Annotated in this window: 20 protein-coding genes; 11 read left to right on the forward strand and 9 right to left on the reverse strand. The window is 61.9% G+C overall.

Going from position 1 to position 25,607, the window contains the following annotated elements:
* Positions 1-12: 12 nt before the first annotated feature.
* Genes K3F49_RS11100 through K3F49_RS11115 form a run of 4 tightly spaced genes read right to left on the reverse strand, consistent with a single transcriptional unit; the run spans position 13 to position 5,196 of the window.
* Entirely contained in the window at positions 13-1,632 is a 1,620-nt protein-coding gene (locus K3F49_RS11100; protein ID WP_234680962.1) for an ABC transporter ATP-binding protein, read from the reverse strand.
* Between the two features lie 38 nt (positions 1,633-1,670).
* A complete protein-coding gene (gene ggt / locus K3F49_RS11105) occupies positions 1,671-3,266 on the reverse strand; it encodes a gamma-glutamyltransferase (protein ID WP_234680963.1) in 1,596 nt (531 codons plus the stop codon).
* Positions 3,263-4,039 (reverse strand): glucosamine-6-phosphate deaminase, encoded by a 777-nt coding sequence (gene nagB, locus K3F49_RS11110; RefSeq protein ID WP_234680964.1) that lies wholly within the window; start codon positions 4,037-4,039, stop codon positions 3,263-3,265. The genes ggt and nagB overlap by 4 nt, the downstream gene beginning before the upstream one ends.
* Positions 4,036-5,196, reverse strand: coding sequence for an ROK family protein (locus tag K3F49_RS11115; protein ID WP_234680965.1), 1,161 nt, complete (start codon positions 5,194-5,196; stop codon positions 4,036-4,038). The genes nagB and K3F49_RS11115 overlap by 4 nt, the downstream gene beginning before the upstream one ends.
* A 267-nt stretch (positions 5,197-5,463) precedes the next feature.
* Between K3F49_RS11115 and K3F49_RS11120 the strand changes: the two genes are divergently transcribed.
* From K3F49_RS11120 to K3F49_RS11130, 3 genes are read left to right on the forward strand one after another with little or no spacing between them, the layout of a single operon-like run.
* Entirely contained in the window at positions 5,464-6,975 is a 1,512-nt protein-coding gene (locus tag K3F49_RS11120) for an ABC transporter substrate-binding protein (protein ID WP_234680966.1), read from the forward strand.
* Between the two features lie 48 nt (positions 6,976-7,023).
* Positions 7,024-7,965, forward strand: coding sequence for an ABC transporter permease (locus K3F49_RS11125; RefSeq protein WP_234680967.1), 942 nt, complete (start codon positions 7,024-7,026; stop codon positions 7,963-7,965).
* A gap of 32 nt (positions 7,966-7,997) precedes the next feature.
* Positions 7,998-8,834 (forward strand): ABC transporter permease, encoded by an 837-nt coding sequence (locus K3F49_RS11130; RefSeq protein ID WP_234680968.1) that lies wholly within the window; start codon positions 7,998-8,000, stop codon positions 8,832-8,834.
* A gap of 559 nt (positions 8,835-9,393) precedes the next feature.
* Here K3F49_RS11130 and rhaI read toward each other — a convergent pair.
* Together rhaI and K3F49_RS11140 are read right to left on the reverse strand one after the other, a co-directional pair.
* Positions 9,394-10,692, reverse strand: a complete 1,299-nt coding sequence (gene rhaI, locus K3F49_RS11135; RefSeq protein WP_234680969.1) for an L-rhamnose catabolism isomerase — start codon at positions 10,690-10,692, stop codon at positions 9,394-9,396.
* The gene (locus tag K3F49_RS11140) at positions 10,689-12,785 is read right to left on the reverse strand and encodes a bifunctional rhamnulose-1-phosphate aldolase/short-chain dehydrogenase (protein WP_234680970.1); all 2,097 of its coding nucleotides are present in this window, start codon (positions 12,783-12,785) and stop codon (positions 10,689-10,691) included. Before K3F49_RS11140 ends, rhaI begins: the two co-directional genes overlap by 4 nt.
* A 183-nt stretch (positions 12,786-12,968) precedes the next feature.
* On the opposite strand from K3F49_RS11140, the gene K3F49_RS11145 reads away from it, so the two are divergent.
* The 6 genes from K3F49_RS11145 (at position 12,969) to K3F49_RS11170 (ending at position 19,962) form a co-directional block, all read left to right on the forward strand.
* Positions 12,969-13,781, forward strand: coding sequence for a DeoR/GlpR family DNA-binding transcription regulator (locus K3F49_RS11145; RefSeq protein ID WP_234680971.1), 813 nt, complete (start codon positions 12,969-12,971; stop codon positions 13,779-13,781).
* Positions 13,782-13,783: 2 nt separating this feature from the next.
* A complete protein-coding gene (locus tag K3F49_RS11150; RefSeq protein WP_234680972.1) occupies positions 13,784-15,325 on the forward strand; it encodes a sugar ABC transporter ATP-binding protein in 1,542 nt (513 codons plus the stop codon).
* On the forward strand, positions 15,322-16,308 hold the full coding sequence (locus tag K3F49_RS11155) for an ABC transporter permease (protein ID WP_234680973.1): 987 nt from the start codon (positions 15,322-15,324) through the stop codon (positions 16,306-16,308). Before K3F49_RS11150 ends, K3F49_RS11155 begins: the two co-directional genes overlap by 4 nt.
* The gene (locus K3F49_RS11160; RefSeq protein ID WP_234680974.1) at positions 16,305-17,297 is read left to right on the forward strand and encodes an ABC transporter permease; all 993 of its coding nucleotides are present in this window, start codon (positions 16,305-16,307) and stop codon (positions 17,295-17,297) included. The genes K3F49_RS11155 and K3F49_RS11160 overlap by 4 nt, the downstream gene beginning before the upstream one ends.
* A gap of 48 nt (positions 17,298-17,345) precedes the next feature.
* Positions 17,346-18,461 (forward strand): autoinducer 2 ABC transporter substrate-binding protein, encoded by a 1,116-nt coding sequence (locus K3F49_RS11165; RefSeq protein WP_234680975.1) that lies wholly within the window; start codon positions 17,346-17,348, stop codon positions 18,459-18,461.
* A 133-nt stretch (positions 18,462-18,594) separates the two neighbouring features.
* A complete protein-coding gene (locus K3F49_RS11170; RefSeq protein ID WP_234680976.1) occupies positions 18,595-19,962 on the forward strand; it encodes an FGGY-family carbohydrate kinase in 1,368 nt (455 codons plus the stop codon).
* A gap of 689 nt (positions 19,963-20,651) precedes the next feature.
* On the opposite strand, the gene K3F49_RS11175 is transcribed toward K3F49_RS11170, so the two are convergent.
* Both K3F49_RS11175 and glmS read right to left on the reverse strand, forming a co-directional pair.
* Positions 20,652-20,999: a hypothetical protein gene (locus tag K3F49_RS11175; protein ID WP_234680977.1), complete on the reverse strand. Its 348-nt coding sequence runs from the start codon at positions 20,997-20,999 to the stop codon at positions 20,652-20,654.
* A gap of 271 nt (positions 21,000-21,270) precedes the next feature.
* The gene (glmS, locus tag K3F49_RS11180) at positions 21,271-23,097 is read right to left on the reverse strand and encodes a glutamine--fructose-6-phosphate transaminase (isomerizing) (protein WP_234680978.1); all 1,827 of its coding nucleotides are present in this window, start codon (positions 23,095-23,097) and stop codon (positions 21,271-21,273) included.
* Between the two features lie 522 nt (positions 23,098-23,619).
* On the opposite strand from glmS, the gene K3F49_RS11185 reads away from it, so the two are divergent.
* The gene (locus K3F49_RS11185) at positions 23,620-23,856 is read left to right on the forward strand and encodes a DUF6894 family protein (protein ID WP_234680979.1); all 237 of its coding nucleotides are present in this window, start codon (positions 23,620-23,622) and stop codon (positions 23,854-23,856) included.
* A gap of 480 nt (positions 23,857-24,336) precedes the next feature.
* Complete coding sequence (locus tag K3F49_RS11190) at positions 24,337-24,660, forward strand: hypothetical protein (protein ID WP_234680980.1); 324 nt, start codon at positions 24,337-24,339, stop codon at positions 24,658-24,660.
* 205 nt (positions 24,661-24,865) lie between these two features.
* On the opposite strand, the gene K3F49_RS11195 is transcribed toward K3F49_RS11190, so the two are convergent.
* On the reverse strand, positions 24,866-25,306 hold the full coding sequence (locus K3F49_RS11195) for a cupin domain-containing protein (protein WP_234681422.1): 441 nt from the start codon (positions 25,304-25,306) through the stop codon (positions 24,866-24,868).
* Positions 25,307-25,607 lie beyond the last annotated feature (301 nt).

The raw sequence follows: 25,607 nt of genomic DNA on the forward strand, positions 1-25,607 counted from the left end.
TACGGGCTTAAATCAGTTCGGCGCTCCGCGTTGCCGCCCCGGAATCGCGGCCAGCAATGCCTGTGTATAAGGATGCTCAGGACGATTGAGCAGATCTGCGGTCGGCCTGATCTCGACGATTTCGCCAAGGCGCATGACGGCGATTCGATCGCAGACTTGGGCCGCAACGTTGAGATCGTGGGTGATGAACAGCACCGCCAGTCGCAGCCGCTCCTTCAACGTCTCCAGCAGGGCGAGCACCTGCGCCTGCACTGAGACGTCGAGCGCCGACACCGGCTCGTCCGCGACCAACACTTCGGGGTCGAGCGCCAGCGCGCGTGCGATGCCGATCCGCTGGCGCTGCCCACCGGAAAATTCATGCGGAAAGCGGCGCGCCGCGGCGGGATCGAGACCAACGAGGGCCAAAAGCTCCTCGGCACGTGCCAAGGCCTGTGCTCGCGAAACGCCGTGCGCAATCGGACCATCGGCAATGATTCGTCCGACACGGCGACGCGGATTGAGCGAGGCGAATGGATCCTGGAAAACCATTTGTATGTGTTTGCGAGCGGCCCGCAAGCGGGCTCCACGAGCCTTGGAGAAATCAAGTTCGCCGATGCGGACCACCCCTGCATCGGCGTCGGTGAGACGCATTACCAATCGTCCGATCGTGCTCTTGCCCGAGCCCGATTCCCCGACGAGGCCGAGTGTCTCGCCGCGCCGGATATCGAAGCTCACGTCCTTGACGGCCGCGACCTCGGTCTGCGCTCCGAACCACGCTCCACCTCGATAGGTCTTCGCAAGTCCGGTTGTGGCGCAGGCAATCGGTTCATCCGTGACTTGCGCCCGCACTGGCGGAACCCCGCCGGGTACGGCGGCGAGCAGCCGGCGTGTATAGGAATCCCGCGGGCGCCTTAGCACGTCTTCGACCGGCCCCTCTTCGACAACCCGCCCCTTCTCCATGACCGCGACGCGGTCCGCGATGTCGGCGACGACGCCGAAATCGTGCGTAATGAAAAGCACCGCCATGCCGCGCCGCTGCTGGATGTCGCGGATGAGCCGTAGGATTTGCGCTTGCGTAGTGACGTCAAGCGCAGTGGTCGGTTCGTCTGCCACCAGAACCGACGGCTCGAGCGCCAATGCCATTGCGATCATGGCGCGCTGCCGTTGTCCGCCTGACAATTGATGCGGATAGCTGCGGATGATCCGCTCCAGGTCACGCAAGCCCACCTCCTCGAGGAGGGCGCGCATCCGCTGCTGACGTTCAGGCGGCGTAAGCTGCCCGTGGGCCTCGAACGCCTCCGTGATTTGATCACCGATCCGGATAACAGGATTAAGCGCCGTCATCGGCTCCTGGAAGATCATCGCGATACGCCGCCCACGCAGCGCCCGCCATTCCGGGGGCGCCAGCCTCAGCAAATCGCGCCCTTCGAACCGAATGGCCCCGGCGACTGGACGAATAGCTGGCGGCAGCAGACCCATCGCGGCAGAGGCGCAGACTGATTTGCCGGAGCCGGACTCTCCGACAACACAGAGTATCTCTCGCGCGTGCAAGGCTAAGGAGACGTCTTCGACGGCAAAGCTACGATCTGCGCCAGCGGGTAGCGCCAGCGTCAGCTGTTCAATCGACAAGATCGGTTCGACTATGTCATTCATTTTGACCGATCAAACATCGCGATCCTCCCTCGTCCTGGTCACGCCGCCAACGCGATGCCGTCCTTCCGATGATCCGACGCCCCGAACATGACACCTCGGGACGCATCGATATGCACGGCCTGACATCCTCCCAACGGTTCGTCCGCCCAGATCAGGCGATGGCCGCGACCGCGCAAATCATCGGCCACGGATGCAGGAATCGTGGGTTCGAGCGTCAGCGCGCCGTCGAATGCAAAGCTGCGCGGTGCATCCGAGGACTGTTGAATGTCCAAACCACGGTCGAGCATGCCACTGATGATCTGCGCATGTCCTGTCGCCTGATATTGCCCGCCCATCACGCCAAAAGCCATGACCGGCCTGTCATGCCTGGCGAGCAGACCCGGAATAATCGTGTGGAACGGGCGCTTTCGTGGCGCGATGGCATTGGGATGCCCGTCGACCAGCGAGAATCCCGAGCCTCGGTTCTGCAACAGCACGCCGGAGCGAGGAGCGTAGATGCCGCTCCCGAACGCGAAGAACAGCGAATTGATGAGAGACACCATGTTGCCGTCGCGATCCGCGACCGCAACGTAGGCGGTATCACGATGAACAGGCATGTCGAAGTCTGTCGGTGCGCTCGCACGCTCGCGCCTGATGCGAGAGCGCAAGGTCGCGACTGATCCCTCGGAGAGCAGCGAGTCGATATCGAACGGACGGAAAGAGGGATCCGCGACGAGCGCATCGCGCTGCCGATAGGCCGCCTTGGTCGCCTCGGCCAGGAGATGGATGCGGTCCGCCTCGCCGAGCGCCGGATCGGCCATATCGAAACCGGCAAGGATTCGGGCGATCAAAAGCGCTGCCACGCCCTGCCCGTTCGGCGGGCATTGCCAGATTTGATGATCACGGTAGTCAGCACAGATCGGCGCCACGTATTCCGAACGGGCACTCACTAGATCCTCGAGCTCCATCAGTCCGCCCATCGCCTTCAAGATTGAGACGATTTCCTCGGCGACAGCCCCGTCGTAGAAGGCAGACCGCCCTTCACGTGCGATCCGGCGCAACGTTGCGCCGAGTGCCGGATGGTTGAGCTTGCCGCCGACGACGGGCGCGGCGCCGCCGGGCAGATAAACCGGCACACCCGTCTGATGCCGTTCGACGCGATCGGCATAGCGCGCCCAGTCCAAGGCGGCGCGCGGAGTAACCACGAAGCCGTTCTCAGCCGCGCGGATCGCGGGTGCCAATATCTCGTCCAGGCCCTTTGAACCATAATCGGCGGAGAATCGGCACCAGGCATCGACCGCCCCCGGGACTGTGACGGCGTGAGGCGAGTCATCAGGAATCGACGCCAAGCCCAACTGCCGGAACCAACCCGACTCTGCCTTCGCCGGCGCTCTGCCTGAACCATTGATGGCGACGGGTTTACCTGAGGCGGGAGCATAGATCGCAAAACAGTCACCACCGATGCCGGTCATGTGCGGATCGATAACGCCCTGAAGGGCGATCGCAGCAATTGCGGCGTCGACGGCGTTGCCGCCGCTACGCAGGATTTCGACCGCCGCCAGCGAGACGGCCGGGTGAGAGGCCGCGACCATGCCCCGGTCGCCGACCGCCAAGGAACGTCCTGGCACCATGAAATCGCGCTGTCCCCAGCTCATGCCCGTCTCCGATCGTTGGTATGAGGCCGATTCACAAGCGCGGCGGCCGCCGATTCATCGCAGAGAACGTCGACGTTGCCATGCAGCCGAAGTGCCGATGCGGGGCAATCCGTCCCAATGGGGCCCTCGATCGCCGCTGCGACTGCCGCCGCCTTCTCCGGTCCCGTTGCAATCAGAAGGATCCTCTTTGCGTCGAGGATTGTCGCGATCCCCATCGTGATCGCACGTCGAGGAACAGATGTGAGATCGAGAAAGCTCCCGGCATTGGCAGTGCGGGTCGCCTCGTCGAGCCTGATCTCGCGGGTGCGCGAGGCGAAATCCGAACCCGGCTCATTGAAGCCGATGTGGCCATTGGTGCCGATGCCGAGCAGCAGCAGGTCGATGCCGCCGGCTGCCGCGATTTGCGCCTCGTAGCGTGCGGCTTCGCTGGCGACATCGTTGACCATGCCGTCAGGGATCTGGGCTCTCTCGGCGGGCATATCCACGTGCCGAAACAAATGCTCCTGCATGTAGGCATGGAAGCTTCCCGGCGATCGGGGCGCGACGCCGACATATTCGTCCAGGTTGAAGCTTGATGCCGCGTGGAATGAGATCAGGCCAGCACGGGTTGCCGCGACAAGACGGGCATAGAGCGGCGTCATTGTTGCCCCGGTCGCAAGACCAAGAGTAATCGGCCGTCGATTGCGCAGCTGGATGCCGACGATTGCGGCAGCGCGCTCCGCGACGGCATCCGCATTGCCGACAATCTCAATTCTCGGCGGGTATTCTGTCATGCCGCAACATCTGCCGTCACCGCGGGAAGGGCTAGCGGGCCCGCATCAATGCCAAAAAGCGAGCGGTGCACGAGGTCTATCGCACTGCCGACTGCGCCGATCAGCGTGGCACGATTGCCGAGCGTACTGAGCTCGATACGAACGGGCGCGCGCATGCACCGTCCGAGATACTCATCGATCCGCAGCTTCAACTCGGGCCGCGCGCCGATGCTGCCCCCCAAAATAATGATCTCTGAATCGAGAATGCTGTGCACGGCCAGAATCGCACTCGCAAGGATGCGACTGACTTCGTCGATTGTTATTCGCGCCGCTTCATCAATCTCGAGCCTGTCGAAGACATCACGCACTGTGCCGCCCGGGACGCCACCAAGTCCGAGGTAGCGCTCGACAATCCCGACGCTGCCGATGGCCGTCTCCAGCGTACCCAACCGAAGACCGCGCGTATCGAAGGGGTCGCCGCCAAGTGGCAGGTAGGCAATCTCGCCCGCCGCGCCACGTGCGCCGCGCACAAGATAGCCGTCCGAGAAGATGCCCATGCCGATACCGGTGCCGACGGCGATGAAAGCGAAGCTGCGGGCCCTGCGGCTGTTACCGCGCCAGTGCTCGCCGATCGCGGCAAGATTGACGTCGTTCTCGATCGCCACGTCGATACCAAGTCGCTCGCGCAATGCAGCCCGCACATCCAGGCTATCAAGTCCGGGGATATTGGGCGCGATGACAATGCTGCCCGACACCGGATCGATGATGCCCGGGCTTCCCATCACGCCGCCGCGCAGACGTTGCGCGGGTACAGCCGCACGCTGGAGCAGAGACTCTTGCATGCGCCCGATCTGAGCCACCACGGCAGCACCACCGTCGCCGGACGTCGGCTCGATGCTCTCGGCGACGATCTCGCCCTGCAGGTCGGCAAGCGCGACGTGCAGTTTCGTGCCTCCAAGGTCGACGCCCAGCACGAAAGCGGCGTCGGGCCGCAACGCATAGGTGACCGCACTTCTCCCCACACTGCCCTGGATTTGCCCGTCCTCGCGCACCCAGCCGTCGCGTTCGAGGTCGCGCATGACTTCCGAAATTGTCTGTTTGGACAGGCCTGTGCTGCGGGAGAGCTCGGCGCGCGAGACCGCTCGGTCGCGCAACAGGCGCTCGACGACGAGGCGCACGGACTGTTGTCGCGCAACGGGCGACGAGGGGGCGTCTGGCATAGAGCTTAATCCAATTCGTCAGTATACCGAACTAATAAGGACTCAGCCCGTCCGTCAAGAGGGAATATAGGTACCTTTGTCACCGCAAATGGCAACTTTCATACGACGTCATTACACACCAAAGTCTAATTCGTTCGCGATGTTTACAAATTGGGTTCAATGTGCTTGTCTTCTCCTTCGACAGCAGAGGCTCGGTAGAGAAGCCTTGGACGAAAGGAATTCCGTATGAAGCGGATGGGCACGGCGTTGGCGGCAATTCTGGTGATCGGGTCGAGCCTGGTCTCGGCGCATGCTGCAACATTGCGGGTCGGCATTCAGGACGATCCCGATGCACTCGACCCGGCACTCAGCGGCACCTATTCCGGCCGGTTCGTGTTTGCAGCGCTTTGCGACAAACTTGTCGATATTTCCGCCGACCTCAAGATCGTGCCGCAACTGGCAGAGGCCTGGGAATGGGCCGCCGACGGCAAGTCGATCACCTTTACGCTGCGCAAGAACGTCACGTTCCACGATGGCGCCGCGTTTGATGCGACGGCGGTCAAGTTCAACATCGAGCGCATGAAGACGATGCCGGATTCGAAGCGGAAGGCCGAACTGGCGCCGATCGTGAGCGTCGAGGCCCTTGCGGCGGACAAGGTCAGGTTCAACCTGTCGGAACCATTCGTGCCGCTGCTCGCCAATCTCAGCGATCGTGCCGGCATGATGGTATCGCCCAAGGCCGCCACGGAGAAAGCCGGCGAATTCGCAGCAGCGCCAGTCTGTGCGGGTCCGTATCAATTTGTCGAGCGCAAGTCGCGTGACCTCATTCGTCTCAAGAAGTATCCCGGCTACTGGAACGCAGGTGCTGTCGGCTACGACGAAGTCGTCTACTACTACGTGCCCGACTCGACCGTGCGATTGTCGCGGGTACGAGCGGGCGATCTTGAGCTCGCGGAACGTGTCGCGCCCACCGATCTCAAGACCGTGCGCGACGACCCCAACCTCACACTCCATTCCGGCCAGGGACTTGCGGTTGCCCATCTGATGTTCAATGTCGGCGCAGGCGCGAAGGCCGATACGCCACTCGGCAAGAACGCGACGCTGCGGCAGGCCTTTGAGCTCGCGATCGATCGCAACATCATCAATCGCGTTGCCTTCAACGGCGAGTTCCTGGCGGACAATCAGATGATCCCGCCGTCATCTCCGTTCTACGATACAGCACACAAGGCGCCGGCTCGCGACGTTGCCAAAGCCAAGGCGTTGATTGCCGCAGCCGGAATGACCCGCGTCCCGATCGAGATTCAGTACGAGAATACGGCCGGTGACGCCCGGGTCGCACAGATCATGCAGTCGATGGCGTCCGAGGCCGGCTTCGACGTAAGGCTTCTGCCTATGGAAACGACCACTGCCATCGAGCGCTACTTGAACGGCAATTTTGAAGCCTACATCGGCAACTGGAGCGGCCGTGCCGACCCGGACCCGACCCTGGTCGCATTCTTCAGTTGCGCAGGCTCCCAGAACGTCAACAAATACTGCAACAAGGACCTCGATGCGATCCTGGCTCAGGCGCGAGGCGAGGCCGACGAAGCCAAGCGCAAGGCTCTCTACGCGAAAGCAACCGACATTTACCTGACGGCACTCTCGTCGATTCCTCTCTATCACCCCAACTGGTTCTTTGCTGCACGCAAATCGGTCGGCGGCATCGTCATGGTGCCAGACGGGCTCTTGCGCCTGGTGGGCGTCAAGCCAGTGAACTGACGTTCAACGTCTCGCGCGCCCGCTCCAGGTGAGGACTAGTCTACCCCGATGAAGACCCTGCTTTTGCGCCGCCTCGCTGTCATCCTGCCGACCTTGTTGCTGGTGTCGATGATGGTGTTCGGTCTGCAGAAGCTGCTTCCCGGCGACCCGGCGCTGGCGCTGGCAGGTGAAGAGCGCAATCCCGAGGTTATCGAGTATCTTCGGCAGAAGTATCGCTTCAATGATCCTATCCCCGTGCAATATGCCATTTGGCTGAAGGCAGTGGCACACGGCGACTTCGGCACGTCAGTCCGGACGCGACTGCCGATCGGCACCATGCTGGTGGAAAAATTGCCGGTAACCTTCGAACTCGCCGTCCTGTCGATGCTGGTGGCGCTGCTTGTCGGATTGCCGATCGGAATCCTGGCGGCGCTGGGGCGCGGGACGCCGCTCGACTACGGTGCCAGTCTTTTCGGGCTCGCTGGACTTTCCATTCCGCATTTCTGGCTGGGGATCATGCTGATCCTCCTGTTCTCGGTGAACCTCGGCTGGCTGCCCGCCGGAGGTTTTGTTCCGCCATCAGAAAGCGTCGGGCGCAATCTGATCTCGATGCTGATGCCTGCTTTGGTGCTCGGCACGGGTACCGCCGCGATCATGATGCGCCACGTTCGCAGCGCGATGATCGAAGCGATGAAGCAGGACTATGTGCGCACCGCTCGCGCAAAGGGCGTCCGCGAAAGTACTATCGTCCTGCGTCATGCGCTACCGAACGCGCTGATTCCGGTGGTCACCCTGGGCACGTTGCAGTTCGGCGAACTATTGGCCGGTGCGGTCTTGACCGAGCAGGTGTTTTCGATCCCCGGTTTCGGCAAGATGGTTGTCGATGGGGTGTTCAGCCGTGATTATGCCGTGGTTCAGGCTGTCGTGCTCTGTACGGCGGCCGTATTCCTGACGATGAGCCTGATTGCCGACGTGGCTTATGTGCTGCTCAACCCGAGGCTCAGGCCATGAGCACGATTGAGGCGGGGCCGGCCCCGACCCAGATGCTCGCGGGCGGTCGTTCGGAAATTCGCCGCTTGCTACGCGAACCGTCCGCCGTGATCGGCGGCACGATCATTCTGTTCTTTGTCGTGCTGGCCGTGTTTGCATCATGGATTGCGCCCTACGATCCGAATGTTCCGGACTGGATGGCGATTCGTGCCGCCCCCAATGCAGTGCATTGGTTTGGCACGGATGATCTCGGCCGTGACGTTCTATCTCGCGTCATCTTCGGAACACAGGCGTCGCTCGCGGCCGGCTTGGTTTCCGTAACTGTTGCGGTGTTGATCGGCCTGCCGTTCGGCCTCATTGCTGGCTATTTTGGTGGCGTCGCTGACATGGTGATCTCGCGCATCGCGGATGCTCTTCTCGCCTGCCCGTTTCTCGTCCTTGCAATTGCGCTAGCTGCGTTCCTGGGTCCCAGCCTGCAAAATGCGATGATTGCAATCGGCATTTCCGCGATTCCGATCTTCGTCCGCGTTGCGCGCGCCGAAACACTGGTTGTCCGCACTGAGGACTACATCGCGGCAGCTCGCGCTCAAGGGCTTGGCCATCTCGCCATCCTGACCGGGCAAGTGCTGCCGAACGTGCTTGCGCCAACGATTGTCCAGGCGACCCTTACGATGGCGATTGCAGTTTTGGCCGAGGCGAGCCTGGCCTTTCTTGGTCTTGGTCAACTGCCCCCGGCTCCCTCTTGGGGTGCCATGCTCGACGTTGCCAGGCAATTCCTTGGCGAGGCGCCATGGATGGCATTCTGGCCCGGTCTCGCAATCATCGCTCTTGTCATCGGCTTCAATCTGATCGGCGATGGCCTGAACAGTGCGCTGAATCCCAGGCAGTAGATTGCGACGCATCGAATCCCGGGGCGATCAGAATTGGTCCTCGTCCGCGCGCTACTCTGCTCTACTTGCGTAATCAAGCCACTTCGCAACCCAAAAAGCACGAGCTCAACACCGGAAGAAACGCTGAGCTTCGATTTACTGGCACAGTGGTAGTTCGAGACGGTTTTTGGGCTGAGATCGAATGCGTCGGCTATTGCATGGTGAAAAGGAGCCGAGCTGCGCATTGAAAGCTTTTACCTGCGCTTCACCGCCTAGTATCTGGTACTGAAGTTGCGCAATCATTTCCTTGATGATGATGCGCTGGCCGTCCAGGGCTGCATGCCGGCTCTCAAACTGCCGAACCCGATTGTCCCAAATACTTTTGACGTGCTCGTCCTCCTTGGTGACGTTGAGGTCGCCGGGCCTAACAAGCTCGGTACCACCGAGGAACTCCGTGCGAAGCCTCTCCTCTTCATAGCATCTGCCAAGCGTTGGATATTACAGCTTCTCAAGGCGGGCTCCCACGTTGCTGATCGAGGAGGAAATCACGATCACCAAGAGTCTCGATGGATCACCTTCCCTAGACGATGCCTGCCGAAGTCCCGCCGACGATCGGTCGTTCCTTCGCCTTTCGGGCCCGATAGCTGGAGGCGCGATAGGCCGCGATTGGTGCGATCGCCCCGCCGGCCCGCATGCGCGCGACAGCGAGGAGCGGCGAAACGTCGGTGGTGAAGGCGTGTTTCAATTCGAGATGCGCGCCAAGGGCGTCATTGGCCTCTTGCGCCGCTTCAAGCGCTGCGCGATCGACGATTAGCGCCTGCGCATAGGCGCGCTGCAACTCGATCGCCGATTGCATCAAACTCTCGATCGGATCGGTCACATTGTGCGACTGGTCTATCATATAGGCGGGCGTGAAGCCTTCCGCCTTGCGGCGCTCGGCGTCGATCAACTCGTTGAAGACCAGAAACAGCCGGAACGGCTCGACCGAGCCGCTATCGAGATCGTCGTCGCCATATTTAGAATCGTTGAAATGAAAGCCCGCGAGCTTGTTGAAGCGAACGAGCCGGGCGACGATCTGCTCGATATTCACGTTCGGCGCATGGTGGCCGAGATCGATGAGGCAATACGCCTTGGGTCCGAGCTCCTGCGCGACCGCAAAACTCGTGCCCCAATCCGAGATCACGGTCGAGTAGAACGCCGGCTCGTAAAGCTTGTGCTCGAGGAACACCCGCCAGTCGGCGGGCAGCGCCGCGACGATCTCACGCATCGCGTCGATATAGCGGTCGAGCGCTTTGGTCAGATTCGATTGGCCGGCAAAGTTCGAGCCGTCGGCGATCCAGACGGTCAGCGCCTTCGAACCGAGCTTGCGGCCGATCTCAATACATTCGACGTTGCGGGCGATGGCCTGCGCGCGCACACGGGCATCGGTATGCGACAGCGAACCCAACTTGTACGAGAGCTCTTGCCCTGGCTGATCCTGGAAGGTGTTGGAGTTGACTGCGTCGAAGGTAAGGCCGTGACTCGCGGCCTGTTCGCGCAAGGCGCTGTAGTCGTCGACCGTGTCCCACGGGATGTGCGCCGAGATCGTCGGGGTTGCCCGCGCCAATCGCTGGATCACGGCGCAATCGTCGATCTTCTCAAAGACATTGCGGGGCTCACCCGGCCCCGGAAATCGGGCAAATCGCGTCCCCCCTGTGCCGACACCCCAGGTCGGAATGGCGACGCCGAAGGCCATGACCTTCTGCACCAGAGCTTCCGCGTCGATCCCATGCCGTGCCAGTGCACGCATTAGCGCCTCGTAGTCCTCGGTCGTCGCATCTACGAGCCGCGCATTGTGGTCGGCGATGAAATCCCCGCAGATCGAGAACGGCGTGCTCATCGCGTGAAGGCCTGGGCGTTGCCGGCGTCGACATTGAGGATGTTGCCGGTCGATTTGGCCGAAAGGTCGGACGCGAAGAAGTAGATACCCTCGGCAATATCCTCGGGGAAAACCGACAGCTTCAGCATCGAGCGCTGGCGGTAGACTTCCTCGAGCTGGTCTTCCGTGACCTTGTTGGACGCCGCGCGCTGCTGGCGCCACTCACCCGCCCAGATCTTCGAACCGCGCAGCACTGCATCAGGATTGACCGTGTTGACGCGGATGCCATGCACGGCGCCCTCCAGCGCCAGACAGCGGGCGAGATGAATCTCCGACGCCTTGGCGGCGCAATAGGCCGAAGCGCCGGCCGAAGCGGCGAGGCCGTTCTTCGAGGCAACGAAGATGATAGCGCCGCCGATGTTCTGGCGCTGCATCAGCCGGAACGCCTCGCGCGAGACGAGGAAATAGCCGGTGGCGAGAATGTCCATGTTCTTCTGCCACAATCCAAGACTCGTGTCCTCGACAGGCGAGGCCGAAGCGATCCCGGCATTCGAGACGACGATATCGATACCTCCAAAGGATCGCGCCGCCTCTTCGAACGAAGCGACCACCGCCGCCTCGTCGGTCACATCGAGCTTCACGCCGATCGCCGCGTCGCGCCCATGGCGCTTCGTGATCGCCGCGACGCGCTCACTCAACGCCTTCTCGTCGATATCCGCAATGACGAGGCAAGCGCCCTCGCCGAGCAGCCGCTGCGCAGTCGCCCCGCCAATGCCGCCGGCGCCGCCGGTCACATAGGCAATCCGCCCGGCGAGCGATTTCGGCTTGGGCATGCGCTGGAGCTTGGCCTCTTCCAGCAGCCAATATTCGATATTGAAGGCCTCCTGATCGGCAAGGCCAACATAGGCGCTGACGCCCGAGGCGCCACGCATGACGTTGATCGCGTTGACGTAAAACTCACCCGCAACGCGCGCCGTCGCTTTGTCCTTGGCAAAGGTGAACATGCCGATTCCGGGAACGAGATACACGACCGCGTTGGGATCGCGCATGGCCGGCGAGTCCGGATGTTTGCAGCGCTCGTAATACGCGGTGTAGTCGCGCCGGTAAGCGGCGAGAACATCGTCGAGGCCAGCGATCACCTCGTCGAGATTGTCGCGCACGGGATCGTAGGGCAGCAACAGCGGCCGGATCTTCGTGCGAAGAAAGTGATCCGGACAGGAGGTGCCGAGCGGCGCCAGCTTCGCCAGAGCGCTGGAGTTGACGAACTCCAGCACCTCCGGCGCGTCCGTGAAATGGCCTATCTTGCGTTCGTCCGCGGAGATCTTGCCGCGGATCAGCGGCATCAGCTTGGCCGCGATCGCGCGGCGCTTTTCCGGCGTGGCCGTTGGCACGTTGCCACCGCCGAAAGCCGGCTTCTGCTCATGCGCGGCAAGCCAATCGGCGGCCTGCTGAATCACGCGCAAGGTCATCTCGTAGCAGGCTTTCGACGTCTCCGCCCATGTGAACAGTCCGTGGCCGCCGAGGACCACGCCGACATAGTCGGGATGACGCGCAGCCATCTCGCCGAGCTTCAGGCCAAGATCGAAGCCGGGCCGCTGCCACGGCAGGAACCCGAGCTTGCCGTCGAAAACCTCACGAGTCAGACGCTCGGCGTCGATCGAGGCAGCAATGGCGATGACCGCATCGGCGTGGACGTGATCGACATGCCGGTGCGATACGAAGGCGTGCAAGGGCGTATCGATCGAAGTCGCGCGCGGATTAAGATCGAAAGTGCAGTGATTGAACAAGGCGACCATCTCGTCCTCATGGGCGAGGCCGCGATAGAGGCCTTTCAGGCTCTCAAGCTTGTCGAGGTACAGCGTCGAAAAGCCGTCGCGCTTCATCGAGCCGATGTCGCCTCCTGACCCTTTGACCCAGAGCACGCGTACGTTCGCGCGCATCAGCGGATCCTTCATCTCGATCTTGGCCGACGTGTTGCCGCCGCCGAAATTGGTGATGCGCAGATCGGCTCCGAGAAGGTTCGAGCGGTACAGCAGCTGACCTGCTTCATCGAGCCCGGCGGCGAGCGCGTCGTCCCATAGGTTTGGCAGGGGCGTGGCCGCGACCTCGCTCATTCGGCATTCTCCTGTGCTTGATCTCTGTGCAGCTTAGGCCACGGATTCAATCAAGGTCAATCACCGACACTCAACACTACGGCGCGATGCGATTGATGCAGCGCGATATTGAGCGAATTTGACGGTTTGCAGTTGACCGCTAATCGAGAGCGTGACCTATTTATGGGCAAAAGGGAGGGCGACGTGCACGAGCGGGAACGCTGGCAGGTCATCAAGGCACTGTTGCGCGAACGGTCGCTGGTGCGCATCGCCGATGCTTGTCGCGCGACCGGCGTCTCCGAAGCCTCGATACGGCGAGATTTCGCCAGGCTCGCCGAGCAAGGTGTCGCGATCAGGGTGCACGGCGGTCTCGAAGCCTTGCCCTCCTCCCCCAACGCGCCGGGCGATGTCCTGTCGCTTGCCACCCGCTCCTTCGACGTCAGCCAGACACTCAATATAGACGCCAAGCGCGCCATTGCGAGTGCAGCGGTCGCCCTCTGCGCTGACGGCGAGACGATAATCATCAACGGCGGCACGACCACCTTCCAGATGGGCGAATATCTGCGCGAGCGCCGTCTGAAGGTGTTGACCAATTCCTATCTGCTCGCCGACGCACTGATCCACACGTCGAAATGCCGCGTCGCCCTGCCGGGCGGCGAGGTCTATCGTGAGCAGGGCATGATCGTCTCGCCCTTCGAAGAGGATGCGATCCAGCACTATTCGGCGACGCGAATGTTCATGAGTGCGATCTCGATCGGACCGCTCGGCGTAATCGAAGGTGACCCTCTGCTCGCCCGCGCCGAATCCAAGCTGCTGAAGCGTGCCGACAAGCTGATCGTGCTCGCTGATTCCTCGAAATTCGTCTCGCGCGGCAGCCTTGTCGTCTGCCCACTCTCGCGCATCGATACGCTGATCACCGATTCCGATGCGCCGAACGACGCACTCGACATGCTGCGCGGCCACGGTATCCGCATCGTTGTCGTGGATGCAGTCGCTCAAACCAATGAGGCGGCGTGACCATGACAACTGACCCACACAGTGAAACTCCCGCGGCGCCGGTTCTATTGGTGCGCGCGATCGAGAAGTCCTTTCCAGGCGTGCGGGCACTATCCGGCGTCTCGTTCGACGCCGCCAGGGGCGAAGTCCATGCCTTGCTCGGCGAGAACGGAGCCGGCAAGTCGACGCTGATCAAGATCGTTTCCGGCGTATTCCCGCCCGATCGCGGCGAGGTGCTTGTGGATGGCAGGCAGGTCGATCTCGCGCGACCGGACGATGCGAGACGCGCCGGCATCGCCACGATCTATCAAGAGCTGCTGTTGTTTCCGGAGCTCACTGTCGCCGAAAACATCTTCATGGGGCATGTGCCCCGCGCTGCTCTCGGCCGGATCGACTGGCGGGCGATGCACGAGAAGACGAATGCGCTGCTCGCTTCGCTCGAGATTCATGATCTGCGGGCCGACCGAGTCGTTGGCTCCCTCAGCGTCGGCAATCGCCAGCGCGTCGAAATCTTGCGCGCGCTGTCGCAGGATGCGCGCATTCTCATCATGGACGAACCGACCGCGGCCCTGACCGAGTACGACGTGACGCGGCTGTTCGACATCGTACGCAAGCTGAAAGCCCGCGGCGTGGCCGTGATCTATATCAGCCATCGGCTCGATGAGATTTTCGAGATCGCCGATCGTGTCACAGTGCTGCGCGACGGCGCGCATGTCGCAACCAAGCGCGTCGCCGATACTGACGCGGCCGATCTCGTGCAACTGATGGTCGGCCGCAGGATCGAAAGCCTGTTCCCGAAGATAACGGTTCCGATCGGTCAGCCGGTGCTGGAGGTGAAGGACCTCGAACGTCGGCCACTGACGAAAAATGTTTCACTCACGGTGTGCGCCGGCGAGATCGTCGGCCTTTCCGGCCTCGTCGGCTCCGGTCGCAGCGAGTTGGCGCAAACCATTTTCGGCGTCACGCCGGCCGATAACGGCGAAATCCGGATCGCCGGGCAGAAAGTCGACATTCGCTCGCCGGCCCAGGCGCGCTCTCTGGGCGTCGCCTACGTTCCCGAGGATCGCGGCACGCAAGGCCTGGTGCGGCCGATGACGGTGCGCGAGAACTTCAGCCTCGCCGCGCTTGGCAAGGTCGCATTCGGCGGCTTCATCGATCGCGGTGCCGAACGCAAGCTTGCCGGCGACGGCGTCAAGCGCTTTGCGGTCAAGACGAGCTCGCTTGAGCAGATCGCGGGCAAGCTCTCCGGCGGCAACCAACAGAAGATCGTGCTCGGCAAATGGTTGGCCAACGGGCCGAAGCTATTGATTCTCGACGAGCCGACGCGCGGCATCGATGTGGGTGCGAAGGCGGAGATCCATCGGCTGATGGGCGAGCTTGCGGCCCAGGGGCTCGCCATCCTGATGATTTCGAGCGAGCTGCCCGAGGTGCTGGGCATGAGCGACCGCGTCCTCGTGATGCGCGAAGGCCGTATCGTTGCCGAATTCTCGCGCGAAGAAGTAACCCAGGAGTCGATTGGCGCAGCGATGATGGGCAGCCGTGAAAACGCGGAGAAGGCCGCATGACGACGGTGACCTTAGCCGGTGCCGAGGCTGATCCGCGGCGGTGGCTGAAGGCGTTTGCCTCGCAGGAGGCTTTGCTCGCGATCGCGGTGATCGGGCTCGCCATCGCCGTCGGACTTTACAATCCGCGCTTTCTGGCGGCGCGCAATCTTTCCGACGTACTGCTCGGCAACGCCTATATCGCCGTCGCCGCAGTCGGCATGACGATGGTGATCATTTCCGGCAATATCGATATTTCCGTCGGCGCGCTGATCGGTGTCCTGGCGACGATCAGCGGCACTCTGGCGGTGAACGGCGCGCCGATCGTGGTCGCCTGGCTGGCGGCGCTCGTTGCTGGTATCCTCGTGATGGCGTTGCAGGGTATTATCATCGCCTATCTGCGCATTCCGGCTATCGTGGTTACGCTCGGCATGCTGTCGATCCTCAAGGGCGGCCTGATCAGCGTCACCGGTGGCAAATGGATCACCGACCTGCCCGACAGCTTCCATCTCGCCGATATCGAACTCTTCGGTGTGTTGCCGTTTCCGGTTGTTCTGATGATCCTGGTGACGATCCTGGCAGCGTTGTGGATGCGCTATTCAGCCTCGGGGCGCGCGGTCTACGCCGTCGGCGGCAACGCCGAAGCGGCGCGGCTCTGCGGCATTTCGCAGCCGCGCACGATCGTCATGGTCTTCGCGCTGCACGGCATGTTCGCAGGGGCTGCCGCCCTGCTCTACGCGACGCAGCTGCGCGTCATCCAGTCGACCGTGCCGCCCAATCTCGAGCTGACGATCATCACCGCGTCGGTCGTCGGCGGTGTCAGCATTCTCGGCGGCACCGGTACGGTGGTCGGCTCGACCCTTGCTGCCGTACTGATCGCCGAAATCGCCAGCGCGCTGGTCTTCATCGACGTCTCGCCTTACTGGATCCGCGCGGTCCAGGGCGTGCTCATCCTCGTGACCGTGATCGCCGACATTTTGCGGCGCCGCCGGATGGCCGGGGCATGAGCGCCATGAGCGAAATCCCTCTTCCCCACCCCGCCAAACGCGTCGTGCCCTGGTGGTTGCTGCGCCACGAGACCATGCTTGCGGTGATCCTGCTCATTGCGTTGGTCGTGCTCGGGGGCTTGAACAGCCGCTTCCTCACGCTCGACAATCTGCTCAATCAAGGCAGGCTGACGACCGAGGTCGGGTTGATCGCACTGCCAATGACCTTCATCATCATTACCGGCGGTATCGATCTCTCGGTGGGCTCGATCGTCGGGTTTTGCGCGATCCTGCTCGGTTATTCCTGGAAGGTTTTCGGCTTTCCCCTGCCACTGGCGATCTGCTTCACGCTGCTCGCGGGTGCCGCGGCGGGGTTTCTCAACGGGATCGTCATCACCAGGGTGAAAGTGCCGCCGCTGATCATGACCATCGCGACGCTCGCCCTCTACCGCGGGCTCGCCGAGGGCATCAGCCAGGCACGTTCGGTGCGAGGCTACCCGGAATGGTTCTACTTCATCGGACAGGAAAACCTCTTCGGGGTACCGGCGCAGCTGTGGCTCCTGCTGATCGCGATCGTGGTTGCGGCAATCGTTCTTGACCGCACCACTTTCGGCCGATCGCTCTATGCGATCGGCAACAACGAGACCGCGGCACGCTTTTCCGGTTTGCCGGTCGATCGCGTCAAACTGATCATCTACACGCTATCGGGCTTCATGGCCGGTCTTTCGGCTTGTGTTCTCGTCTCGCGCGTGACGACGACAAGGTCGGACATGGGGATGGGCTACGAGCTCGACGTGATCGCGGCGGTGGTACTCGGCGGCACCAGCATATTCGGAGGCGTCGGCACGATCTGGGGCACGGTAGTCGGCCTGGCGATGATCCAACTCTTGAAAAACGGGTTGGCCCTGACCGGCGTCAAGGGCGACGCGACGATCGTGGTCATCGGCACGGTGCTCATTCTTTCAACTCTTGTGGCGAGTTCGCTCCAGCGGCGACGCGAGGGCGTTTGATGCGTGTCTGGCCGCGAAAAAGCGGCTTCAACATGGGAGGAAAATAAAATGAAGCTTGGATTAGCTGCTGCATTCCTCGGCGCGACACTGCTGGCCGGCACCGCCTCGGCGGCGGACAAGAGATGGGACGGAGCGGATGACCTGCCTGTCAACCCGCTTGCCTGTTCGGCTGGCGAGGCCAACGCGGCGCCTACGGCCAAGCCTTATGACGGCGGCCGGCCAACCAATGCCGCCGACAAAGCCGGAAAACCGATCACGCTGGTCGACGTGCCGAAGCTGATCGGCATCGGCTATTTCAACGCAACGTCGAAAGGCATGCAGGACGCCGCCAAGGCGCTCGGCAATGTCACAGTGAAGACCGACGGCCCGACCGAAGCCAAGATCGACGAGCAGATCAAGTTCATCGACAACTACATCACCAGCGGCGTCGACGGCATTTTGTTCGCGGCCAACGATCCGGTGGCTATCGCGCCGGTCCTGAAGAAGGCGCTGTCGAAGGGCATCCATGTCGTCGGCTATGACGCCAACGCGACGCCGGACGCCCGCGAATGGTTCGTCAACCAGGCCGAGTTCAACGGCATCGCCAAGGCGATGATCGACTCGATGGCCAAGGAGGCCGGCGAGGACAAGAGCTTCGCGATCGTCACCTCGACCTTCACGACGCCGAACCAGGCCCGCTGGATCGCCGAAATGTGGGCTTACGCGCAGAAGTGTCATCCCAAGTTGAAATGGCTCGAAACGGTCGAGGCGCAGGAGGATAATAACCTGTCCTTCAACCAGGCAACGACGCTGATCAACAAGCATGGCGACAAGCTCGCTGGCCTGTTCGGCATGACTTCGGTCGCAACGCCTGCTTCGGCGGAAGCCGTGACCAAGGCCAAGCTCTGCGGCAAGGTGGCGGTGGTCGGCCTCGCCACGCCCAACGCGATGAAGCCATATGTCAATGCCGATTGCGTCAAGTCGGTCGTGCTGTGGAACCCGGTCGATCTCGGCTATGCCGCAACCTACGTGATGCGTGCCGTCGTCGACGGCAGCCTGAAACCCGGCGCAACCTCGGTGGACGCGGGCAAGCTCGGCAAGCTGAACGTGGTCAATGGCAGCGAGATCCTGCTTGGGTCGCCCTTCATCTTCACGAAGCAAAACATCAAGGACTTCGATTTCTGATCCGGACTCGTCAACCGGCCGTTGAACGCGGTCGGGCGACGCACTTTTGGCCTCCGCTGTCATGGCCGCAACGAGCCGGCCGTGACACGGTGATGATGTTGCTCGTCGAGATGTCCTTCTGCCTTGAGCTTTGATGATGAGCCAGACGGTCGCAGTCCTTGACGTCGGCAAGACCAACGTAAAGCTTGCCTTGTTCGACGACGGCCGACGTCTCTGGGAAAAGTCGGCGCCCAACCGCATTCGGCCGGGCCCACCGTACCCGCACGAAGACGTTGAGAGCACGTGGAACTTCTTCCTCGATGCGCTTCGTGAAGCCGCACGCGCGCACCAGATCAGTGCGATCGTTCCGACCGCGCATGGCGCCGCCGGCGCCTTGATCGGCCAGAACGATCTCGCCGCTCCGGTCATGGACTACGAATTCACGGGCGTCGAAGTGATCGAGCCCGACTACGCCAGGCTGCGGCCATCCTTTTCAGAGAGCCTGTCGCCGAACCTGCCCGCCGGCCTCAATCTCGGTCGGCAGCTCGCCTATCAGAAGTGGCGCTGTCCGGACCTGTTCGCCGAAGCGAAGCATTTCGTCGGCTATCCGCAATATTGGACCTGGCGCCTCACTGGCGCCGCTGTCTCCGAAGTCACCACCCTCGGAGCCCATACTGATCTTTGGGCGCCACGGCGGGGACAGGCCTCGGGCCTCGTCAAAGCTCTCGGCGTCGACCACTTGCTGCCGCCGCTAAGCCGCGCCTTCAATCCTCTCGGTCCGATTAAGCCAGAAATCGCCGCGCTCACCGGGATCGCGCCTGGAACGCCAGTCTTTTGCGGGATCCACGATTCCAACGCTTCACTTCTGCCCTACCTTGTCTCGCGCCAGGCGCCGTTCACCGTGTTGTCGACCGGAACCTGGGTGATCCTGATGTGCGTGGGTCTTTCGCTCGATCAACTCGATGCTCGTGACGACACGCTTGCCAACGTCGATGCCCTGTGTCGACCGATCGCCTGCGGACGCTTCATGGGTGGACGCGAATACGCCGTCATCGCGGGCGGCGGCGGCAATCCTGATCCTGGCGGCATCGAGCGCATCATCGCCTCGGGCGCAATGGCCCTCCCCTGCTTCTCCGGCCATGGTGGACCTTATGCGACGACCAAGGGTGTTATCCACGGCGAAGTCGCAACGCGCGATCGAACCGCGCTTGCGACGCTCTATTGCGCTTTGGTCAGCGATCTTATGCTGACACGGATGGGAGCAACTGGTGGAGATCTAGTCGTCGAAGGGACGTTCGCCAATAATCTTCCCTTCTGTCAGACTCTCGGCGCCCTACGACCGACGCAGCGTGTCTTTGCGGCGGAGGACGCAGCAGGCACGGCACGCGGCGCCGCAATGCTCGCGCAATGGCCCCCCTCTTACCAAATCGCGGAGCCGAACCTCGTCGATCCGGTTTCGATGACCGGCCTTGATTCTTATCGCAAGGCCTGGACGGCAGCAGTCGACATGATCGCACGGTGAGCCGGACACCGAACGGGCGATCAATCTCAACGCGTCAACATCCCTCAATCCAGCTTTGGGTGAACAGGAGGGCGTTCCTTCCATCGATCATTTGAAGCGACTGCGCCCATCCGCCGCCTGAATATGAGTCCAAACGCAGGCGGCCTCTATGCAACAAGCGCTGGCAAAGCTTTCTGCCAATCTCTTGCAGCGGGGCAGGCTCGTCTTTTCCGCCTAGTCCATTGGGGGCACGAACAGAATCCGGCCAAATGACGACCAACATGAACAGCGGCCATGAACAGAGTTTGGCTGGCTGAGAACAAATTCGGACAGTGCGGAAATTCGACCTAAGACACAAAGGGTTAAGTACGGACAGGTCAGGACAGCCCATAGGAACGGATCGTGGCCTTGGACGTGCAGATGAAAGACACGTTGCAATTGCAAAGGTGGCCGACGCCGACGATGGCGCGAAAGGACCCTGGCTGCTGCAGTGAGCCGGGTGCCTCCGGTCTCATCCCGTGTGGAAATGAGGGGCCGCCAACCACTGATCCTCCGGCGTTTACCGTCAGCGACGTGCTGCTGATGGTCAGTGTCGGAACCTCGGGCCCCTTGTCTTCATCCACCGCCAAGGCGCGGGTCGCGGTCGGCGCCGCATTTGGCAGTGACGGTGTACTTTCCATCAGCCAAGGCGAGGGCCTGCGCGCTCGGCATCAGTCGTTGTGCCCCTGAGGATGAAACCCTGAGAGGCTTCCGTAGCGTTGACATTGTCGTTGCCCGCTATGGTGCTGATCGTGATCGTCGGCGCCGTCGTATCGATCTGCGGGGGTGCCGGCGGGATTGTAGTTGGTCGCGCCGGACAGGCTGGCGGCATTGCCGCTGCCATCGGTGACGGCCGCGCCATTGAGGTTGAGCGACGAGACGACGAGATCGGCGGTGTTCTGGCCTGCCGCCACCACGTGGTTGAAGGTGAGCGCGGCGCCGCCCGAGCCACCAACGTAGGTGCCACCGTCGTTGAGGGCGAGCGTCGGCGCGGAAACAGCAGCTGCGTTTCCGAACACTTGAACAGGCGCCGCTACCGCCGCTAGGTTCGGGTCGGTACGACGCGAGGATCGTGCTCAGAAGATTATAGTGGTTGTAGGTTGTGTCGTGGTTTCCCGGGAGGACACTGGCACCGTACAATAGAGTTGGAATCTGATTAGAATCTTCGTCGTCATCGTTTTCGACCCAAAGGGAGTACTCCCCATCAGATCCGGGTGTTGGCCGCACATTCGCTGCGTTGCCGGCGGCGTCGGCGACCGCGAGACACTGTGATGCAAGGGACATTCGCCTCTATTCGACCGTCACGGATTTGGCGAGATTGCGCGGCTGGTCCACATCGGTGCCCATGATCACGGCCGTATGATAGGCGAGCAACTGGATTGGAACGGCGTAGACGATCGGCGCGAAGGTCGGCACCATGTCCGGCAGCAATATCGTGGCTTCGGGCTCGACGGCCGCCTCCGCCGCTCCCCTGGCATCCGTCATCAGAATGATCCTGCCCCCGCGCGCGGCGACCTCTTGCATGTTCGACACGGTCTTTTCGAACACACTGTCGAAGGGCGCGATGACCACGACAGGCATGTTCTCATCGATCAGGGCAATCGGGCCGTGTTTCAGTTCGCCTGCGGCATAGCCTTCGGCGTGGATGTAGGAGATCTCTTTCAGCTTCAGCGCACCCTCGAGCGCCAGCGGATAGCTGGTGCCGCGGCCAAGATAAAGCACGTCCCGCGTTTTCGCGATGGTGCGAGCCAGCTTCTCGATCTGCGGTTCGCTGGCAAGAGCTGCCGCCATCAAACGCGGCACTTCGATCAGCTCTCTGACCAGCCCCCTCTCCTCGCTCGCGGAGATCTCGCCGCGCGCTGCACCCGCCGCGACAGCGAAGGCGGCGAGCGCCGTCAGTTGACATGTGAAAGCCTTGGTGGAAGCGACGCCGATTTCCGGACCAGCCAACGTCGGCAGCACTGTTTCGCTCTCGCGCGCAATGGTGGACGTCGGCACGTTCACGACAGAGACGGTGTGCGCCCCTTTGTCCCTGGCATGGCGAAGTGCAGCCAGCGTGTCGGCGGTTTCGCCGGATTGCGAGATGAAGATCGCGAGGTCGCCCTTGCGGATTGGCGCTTCGCGATAGCGGAATTCGGAGGCAATATCGACATCAACCGGGATATGTGCCAGCTGTTCGATCCAGTACTTCGCGATGGCGCCAGCATAGCTTGCGGTGCCGCAAGCCGTAATCGTCGCACGCCTCACGTCGCTGAAGTGGAACGGCAGCTTGATCGGCAACGCCGCCCGCTCGGCTCTCATATCGACATAGTGGGCGAGCGTGCGGCCGACCACGTCCGGCTGCTCGCAAATCTCCTTTGCCATAAAATGGCGATAGTTGGCCTTGTCGGCGACGAACGACGCCCCACCCGTTTTCAATACCTCGCGGGCAACAATCGCGCCATTCGCGTCCCTGATCACCCCCTTCTCACGCGACAACACCACGCAGTCACCGTCCTCGAGGTAGCTGATGCCATCGGCAAAGGGAGCGAGCGCAATCGCATCGGAACCGAGATAGGTCTCGCCGTTGCCATAGCCCACCGCCAGAGGCGAACCCTTGCGTGCTCCAATCAGAAGGTCGCGATATCCGTTGAAAAGGAACACCAACGCAAAGGCGCCACGCAGCTGCGGCAACGACGCCCACACGGCTTCCTGAGGCGAGTAGCCCATCAGCAGATATGAATGAACGAGATGTACGACGACTTCCGTATCCGTATCGCTAGCGAAGGTGGCGCCCTTCTGCTCCAGTTCCTGGCGCAGTTTCCGGAAATTCTCGATGATGCCATTGTGCACCACGGCGACACGCTCGGTCGCATGTGGATGGGCATTGTGCTCCGTCGGCCTGCCGTGCGTGGCCCAGCGCGTGTGCCCGATTCCGGCATCACCGCCCAGTGGCTCGGCGAGCAGGCGCGCTTCCAGGTTCCTCAGCTTGCCTTCGGCTCGGCGGCGTTCGAGACGACCGTCATCGAGAGTTGCCACGCCCGTCGAGTCATACCCACGATATTCGAGCCGCCTGAGTGAATCGACCAAACGATCTGAAACCGCAGTTCGCCCCAGAATGCCGATGATTCCGCACACGGTCAGATCTCCCAGCTCGCCGACAATCCAGAAACTGCACGCGCAGAATGGTGATCACGCTCAATACACCGCTATTGCACAATTGAGATCGTCGAATCGGGGGAGCGCTCGCAGCAACCGCGGGTTACTCCGTCGGAGCTGCGCTCCCGCGCACGCCCCCGAACAACTCGATCGTCGTCGCCGGAAGAGCATGCGCGAACGCCAGAGGGCGGATCAATTGGCCGGACTATCTACCGGCGCCGGTGCTCTCGAATCTGAGAGATCGCGGCCCCGGCGGGGGGCTAATTCGCAGGGGAGCCGGGGCCGCTGAACACGCCGCAGTGGGCAGAGACGGCGCAACCCGACCTTCAGTCCGCAAGAAGCAACTGTCCATGTCAACCAAGAGGATCTCGGGAGACCTTGAGGTACCCACCAATGATCATGGACGTGAAACGGCACCTTGTCGTAGGTCCATTCCGGGACGCCATTGCTACACCAGTTCTGGTTGGACCCCAGGGATGCAACCGTTTTACGGAAGCGCCGATGCCTCGCTATTTCTTTCATGTTCACGATGGCGGCTCAGTGCCCGATGACCTCGGGGTGAACTTGCCGGACATCGACGCCGCGAGAACGGCGGCCATTGAGTTGAGCTGCGAGATTCTCAGCAGCGAGCTCATTGGGCCATTCCAGGACCACCCGTCCTGGCGGATTGAGGTGAGCAACAGCCCCGAACTATCCAGTCTGCCCTTGTTCACACTTCACTTCTCGGTCACGCAATAGCCTGCAGTGACCGCCGGCTCGCCAAGCGTTCGAGAGTCCTTCCGAGACCAGCCGAATGATCTGGCGCTCTCGATCCGTCAGCACAGTCAGAGCATTGTCCGAATTCGCCGCCGCAGGCTAATGGACGGTTCGATTTTCGTACCCTCAGCGTTCTTCAGCTAAAGGTGCGGGCCGCACGTCCTAGGCGGGCCGCGGCCCCATTCATCCACTGTCCGAACGAGAGAGCTGGTCGCGAGGCCGGTCGCGACATTTCATTCACTGAGACAGGCGAGCCCCAAGCCCTTCCGGGACGCGATCCCGTGCTTCCTAGGCGATTGACCAGAAGGACTGGCAGCCCGCGCTCGAGACTATATCAGACGAGTTCGTCGTGCTGCGATAGGGTAGCCAGAATGAGACCGTCGACACGCTGGTTAAGCAGCTTCTCGACCAACGAAATCTGCGGCCGGCGTTCTTCACCCACGCGATACGTATGAGCCGGACATGGGCTCGCCGGATGCATTTTACGAATCTGCCTCTCAGCGCCTTGCGGGCTCTATCCAGGAATTCCAGGACCGAGGGCGCTACGTCCTCAATCTCCACGAAGCGACGGCGCAGCTCATCGGCGATGTCCGTGGTCACATCGCGCGACCAACCCTCTGCAATGTTAAAAGCCACGATACGAGCGGGACGTTCATAATGGCCTTCCATCAGATGTCGCATCAGCGTTGCATGATCGGTGTCCTCTTCGGCTGTTTCGCACCAGGCGCGCCCGAGGCGGCCGTCAAAGTCCTCAAGCACAAGGTCGGAAAACCGCAGAGCCGCTGACCTAACGCCCCTTTCCCCCAGCCCACTCGCCGAAAGCGCTCACAAATCCGATGGCTACCGGCCGTTATGGCGCTTCCCTCCAGTTTGAAGCGCGCAAGCTATTCCTGGCCGTACCTGTCCTTGTGAATTACATCACGCCGCTCGCTCGATGCTCATCACACTTCGTGCAGGGTCCTCTACAGCGCGGGGCTACTTCTTGGGCCCCTCAAGTAAGACGTGATGACAGAGGTGTCCGTGTGATCAGGGACTTGAGCTTGTTGGCTACTCGGATAGCGAAGCCCAACGGGAATGGATTGGTCAGGCGGCAGAAGGCGACCTTCTTCACGTCATCTTCGACCTGCCACTTAGCGCGCGTACCGGCGCGAAACAAGATCACGTCACCAGCACCGTAGCGCTTCGGCAGTGCGCCATCGTTCTCCACCACGATCGATCCTTCGAGGATCACCACCGTCTCGTCGAAATTATAGTGCCAGTTGAACTTGCCCCGGGTGCAGAACCAGATCAGGGTCCAAGCGGTCTTGCATGTGCTCGTCGACAGAAGGCGCGAGCGGGCTTCCGGGTTGCCTTCGATGATCCAGGAAGGATCGATCGGCGAAGGTTCTAGATCATTCACCTTGGAATGTACCGCTTCAGTAAGCGCAAGCATTTTGGCCCCCGGCTGAATATCAATCTGCACGGCTTCGAAAATCCCGGTGGCGCTCGTTGCCGACTTTCCCGGGACCTGCATAATCCGGTTGCCAGCTGAGCGCGTGAAGATGCCACTTTGCCGCAAGCCCCCGTTCGCTGGCCCCCATTGCGGGGTACCTCGTGGGATGGGCCTGATCCACCTCCTGCAATCGTTTCTGCCACTCGCTTGCGGCGCCGTGCGGCATTCTGCCCAGGCCGCCGCTTTCGGGCCGCGGACTCTCAGCGGATGCGCCACCAGACAGAAGCGTAAGGGTTCCTTG

Origin of the sequence: Bradyrhizobium monzae (assembly GCF_021458635.1) — a bacterium.
Classification (GTDB): Bacteria; Pseudomonadota; Alphaproteobacteria; order Rhizobiales; family Xanthobacteraceae; genus Bradyrhizobium.

Coding starts and splice junctions, on each gene's coding strand:
- K3F49_RS11185 (WP_234680979.1), top strand. CDS start 23,620: ATGCCTCGCTATTTCTTTCATGTTCACGATGGCGGCTCAGTGCCCGAT.
- rhaI (WP_234680969.1), bottom strand. CDS start 10,692: ATGAGCACGCCGTTCTCGATCTGCGGGGATTTCATCGCCGACCACAAT.
- K3F49_RS11150 (WP_234680972.1), top strand. CDS start 13,784: ATGACAACTGACCCACACAGTGAAACTCCCGCGGCGCCGGTTCTATTG.
- K3F49_RS11195 (WP_234681422.1), bottom strand. CDS start 25,306: ATGCTTGCGCTTACTGAAGCGGTACATTCCAAGGTGAATGATCTAGAA.
- K3F49_RS11130 (WP_234680968.1), top strand. CDS start 7,998: ATGCTCGCGGGCGGTCGTTCGGAAATTCGCCGCTTGCTACGCGAACCG.
- K3F49_RS11190 (WP_234680980.1), top strand. CDS start 24,337: ATGGGCTCGCCGGATGCATTTTACGAATCTGCCTCTCAGCGCCTTGCG.
- K3F49_RS11170 (WP_234680976.1), top strand. CDS start 18,595: ATGATGAGCCAGACGGTCGCAGTCCTTGACGTCGGCAAGACCAACGTA.
- K3F49_RS11155 (WP_234680973.1), top strand. CDS start 15,322: ATGACGACGGTGACCTTAGCCGGTGCCGAGGCTGATCCGCGGCGGTGG.
- nagB (WP_234680964.1), bottom strand. CDS start 4,039: ATGACAGAATACCCGCCGAGAATTGAGATTGTCGGCAATGCGGATGCC.
- ggt (WP_234680963.1), bottom strand. CDS start 3,266: ATGAGCTGGGGACAGCGCGATTTCATGGTGCCAGGACGTTCCTTGGCG.
- K3F49_RS11100 (WP_234680962.1), bottom strand. CDS start 1,632: ATGAATGACATAGTCGAACCGATCTTGTCGATTGAACAGCTGACGCTG.
- K3F49_RS11120 (WP_234680966.1), top strand. CDS start 5,464: ATGAAGCGGATGGGCACGGCGTTGGCGGCAATTCTGGTGATCGGGTCG.
- K3F49_RS11165 (WP_234680975.1), top strand. CDS start 17,346: ATGAAGCTTGGATTAGCTGCTGCATTCCTCGGCGCGACACTGCTGGCC.
- K3F49_RS11125 (WP_234680967.1), top strand. CDS start 7,024: ATGAAGACCCTGCTTTTGCGCCGCCTCGCTGTCATCCTGCCGACCTTG.
- K3F49_RS11160 (WP_234680974.1), top strand. CDS start 16,305: ATGAGCGCCATGAGCGAAATCCCTCTTCCCCACCCCGCCAAACGCGTC.
- K3F49_RS11140 (WP_234680970.1), bottom strand. CDS start 12,785: ATGAGCGAGGTCGCGGCCACGCCCCTGCCAAACCTATGGGACGACGCG.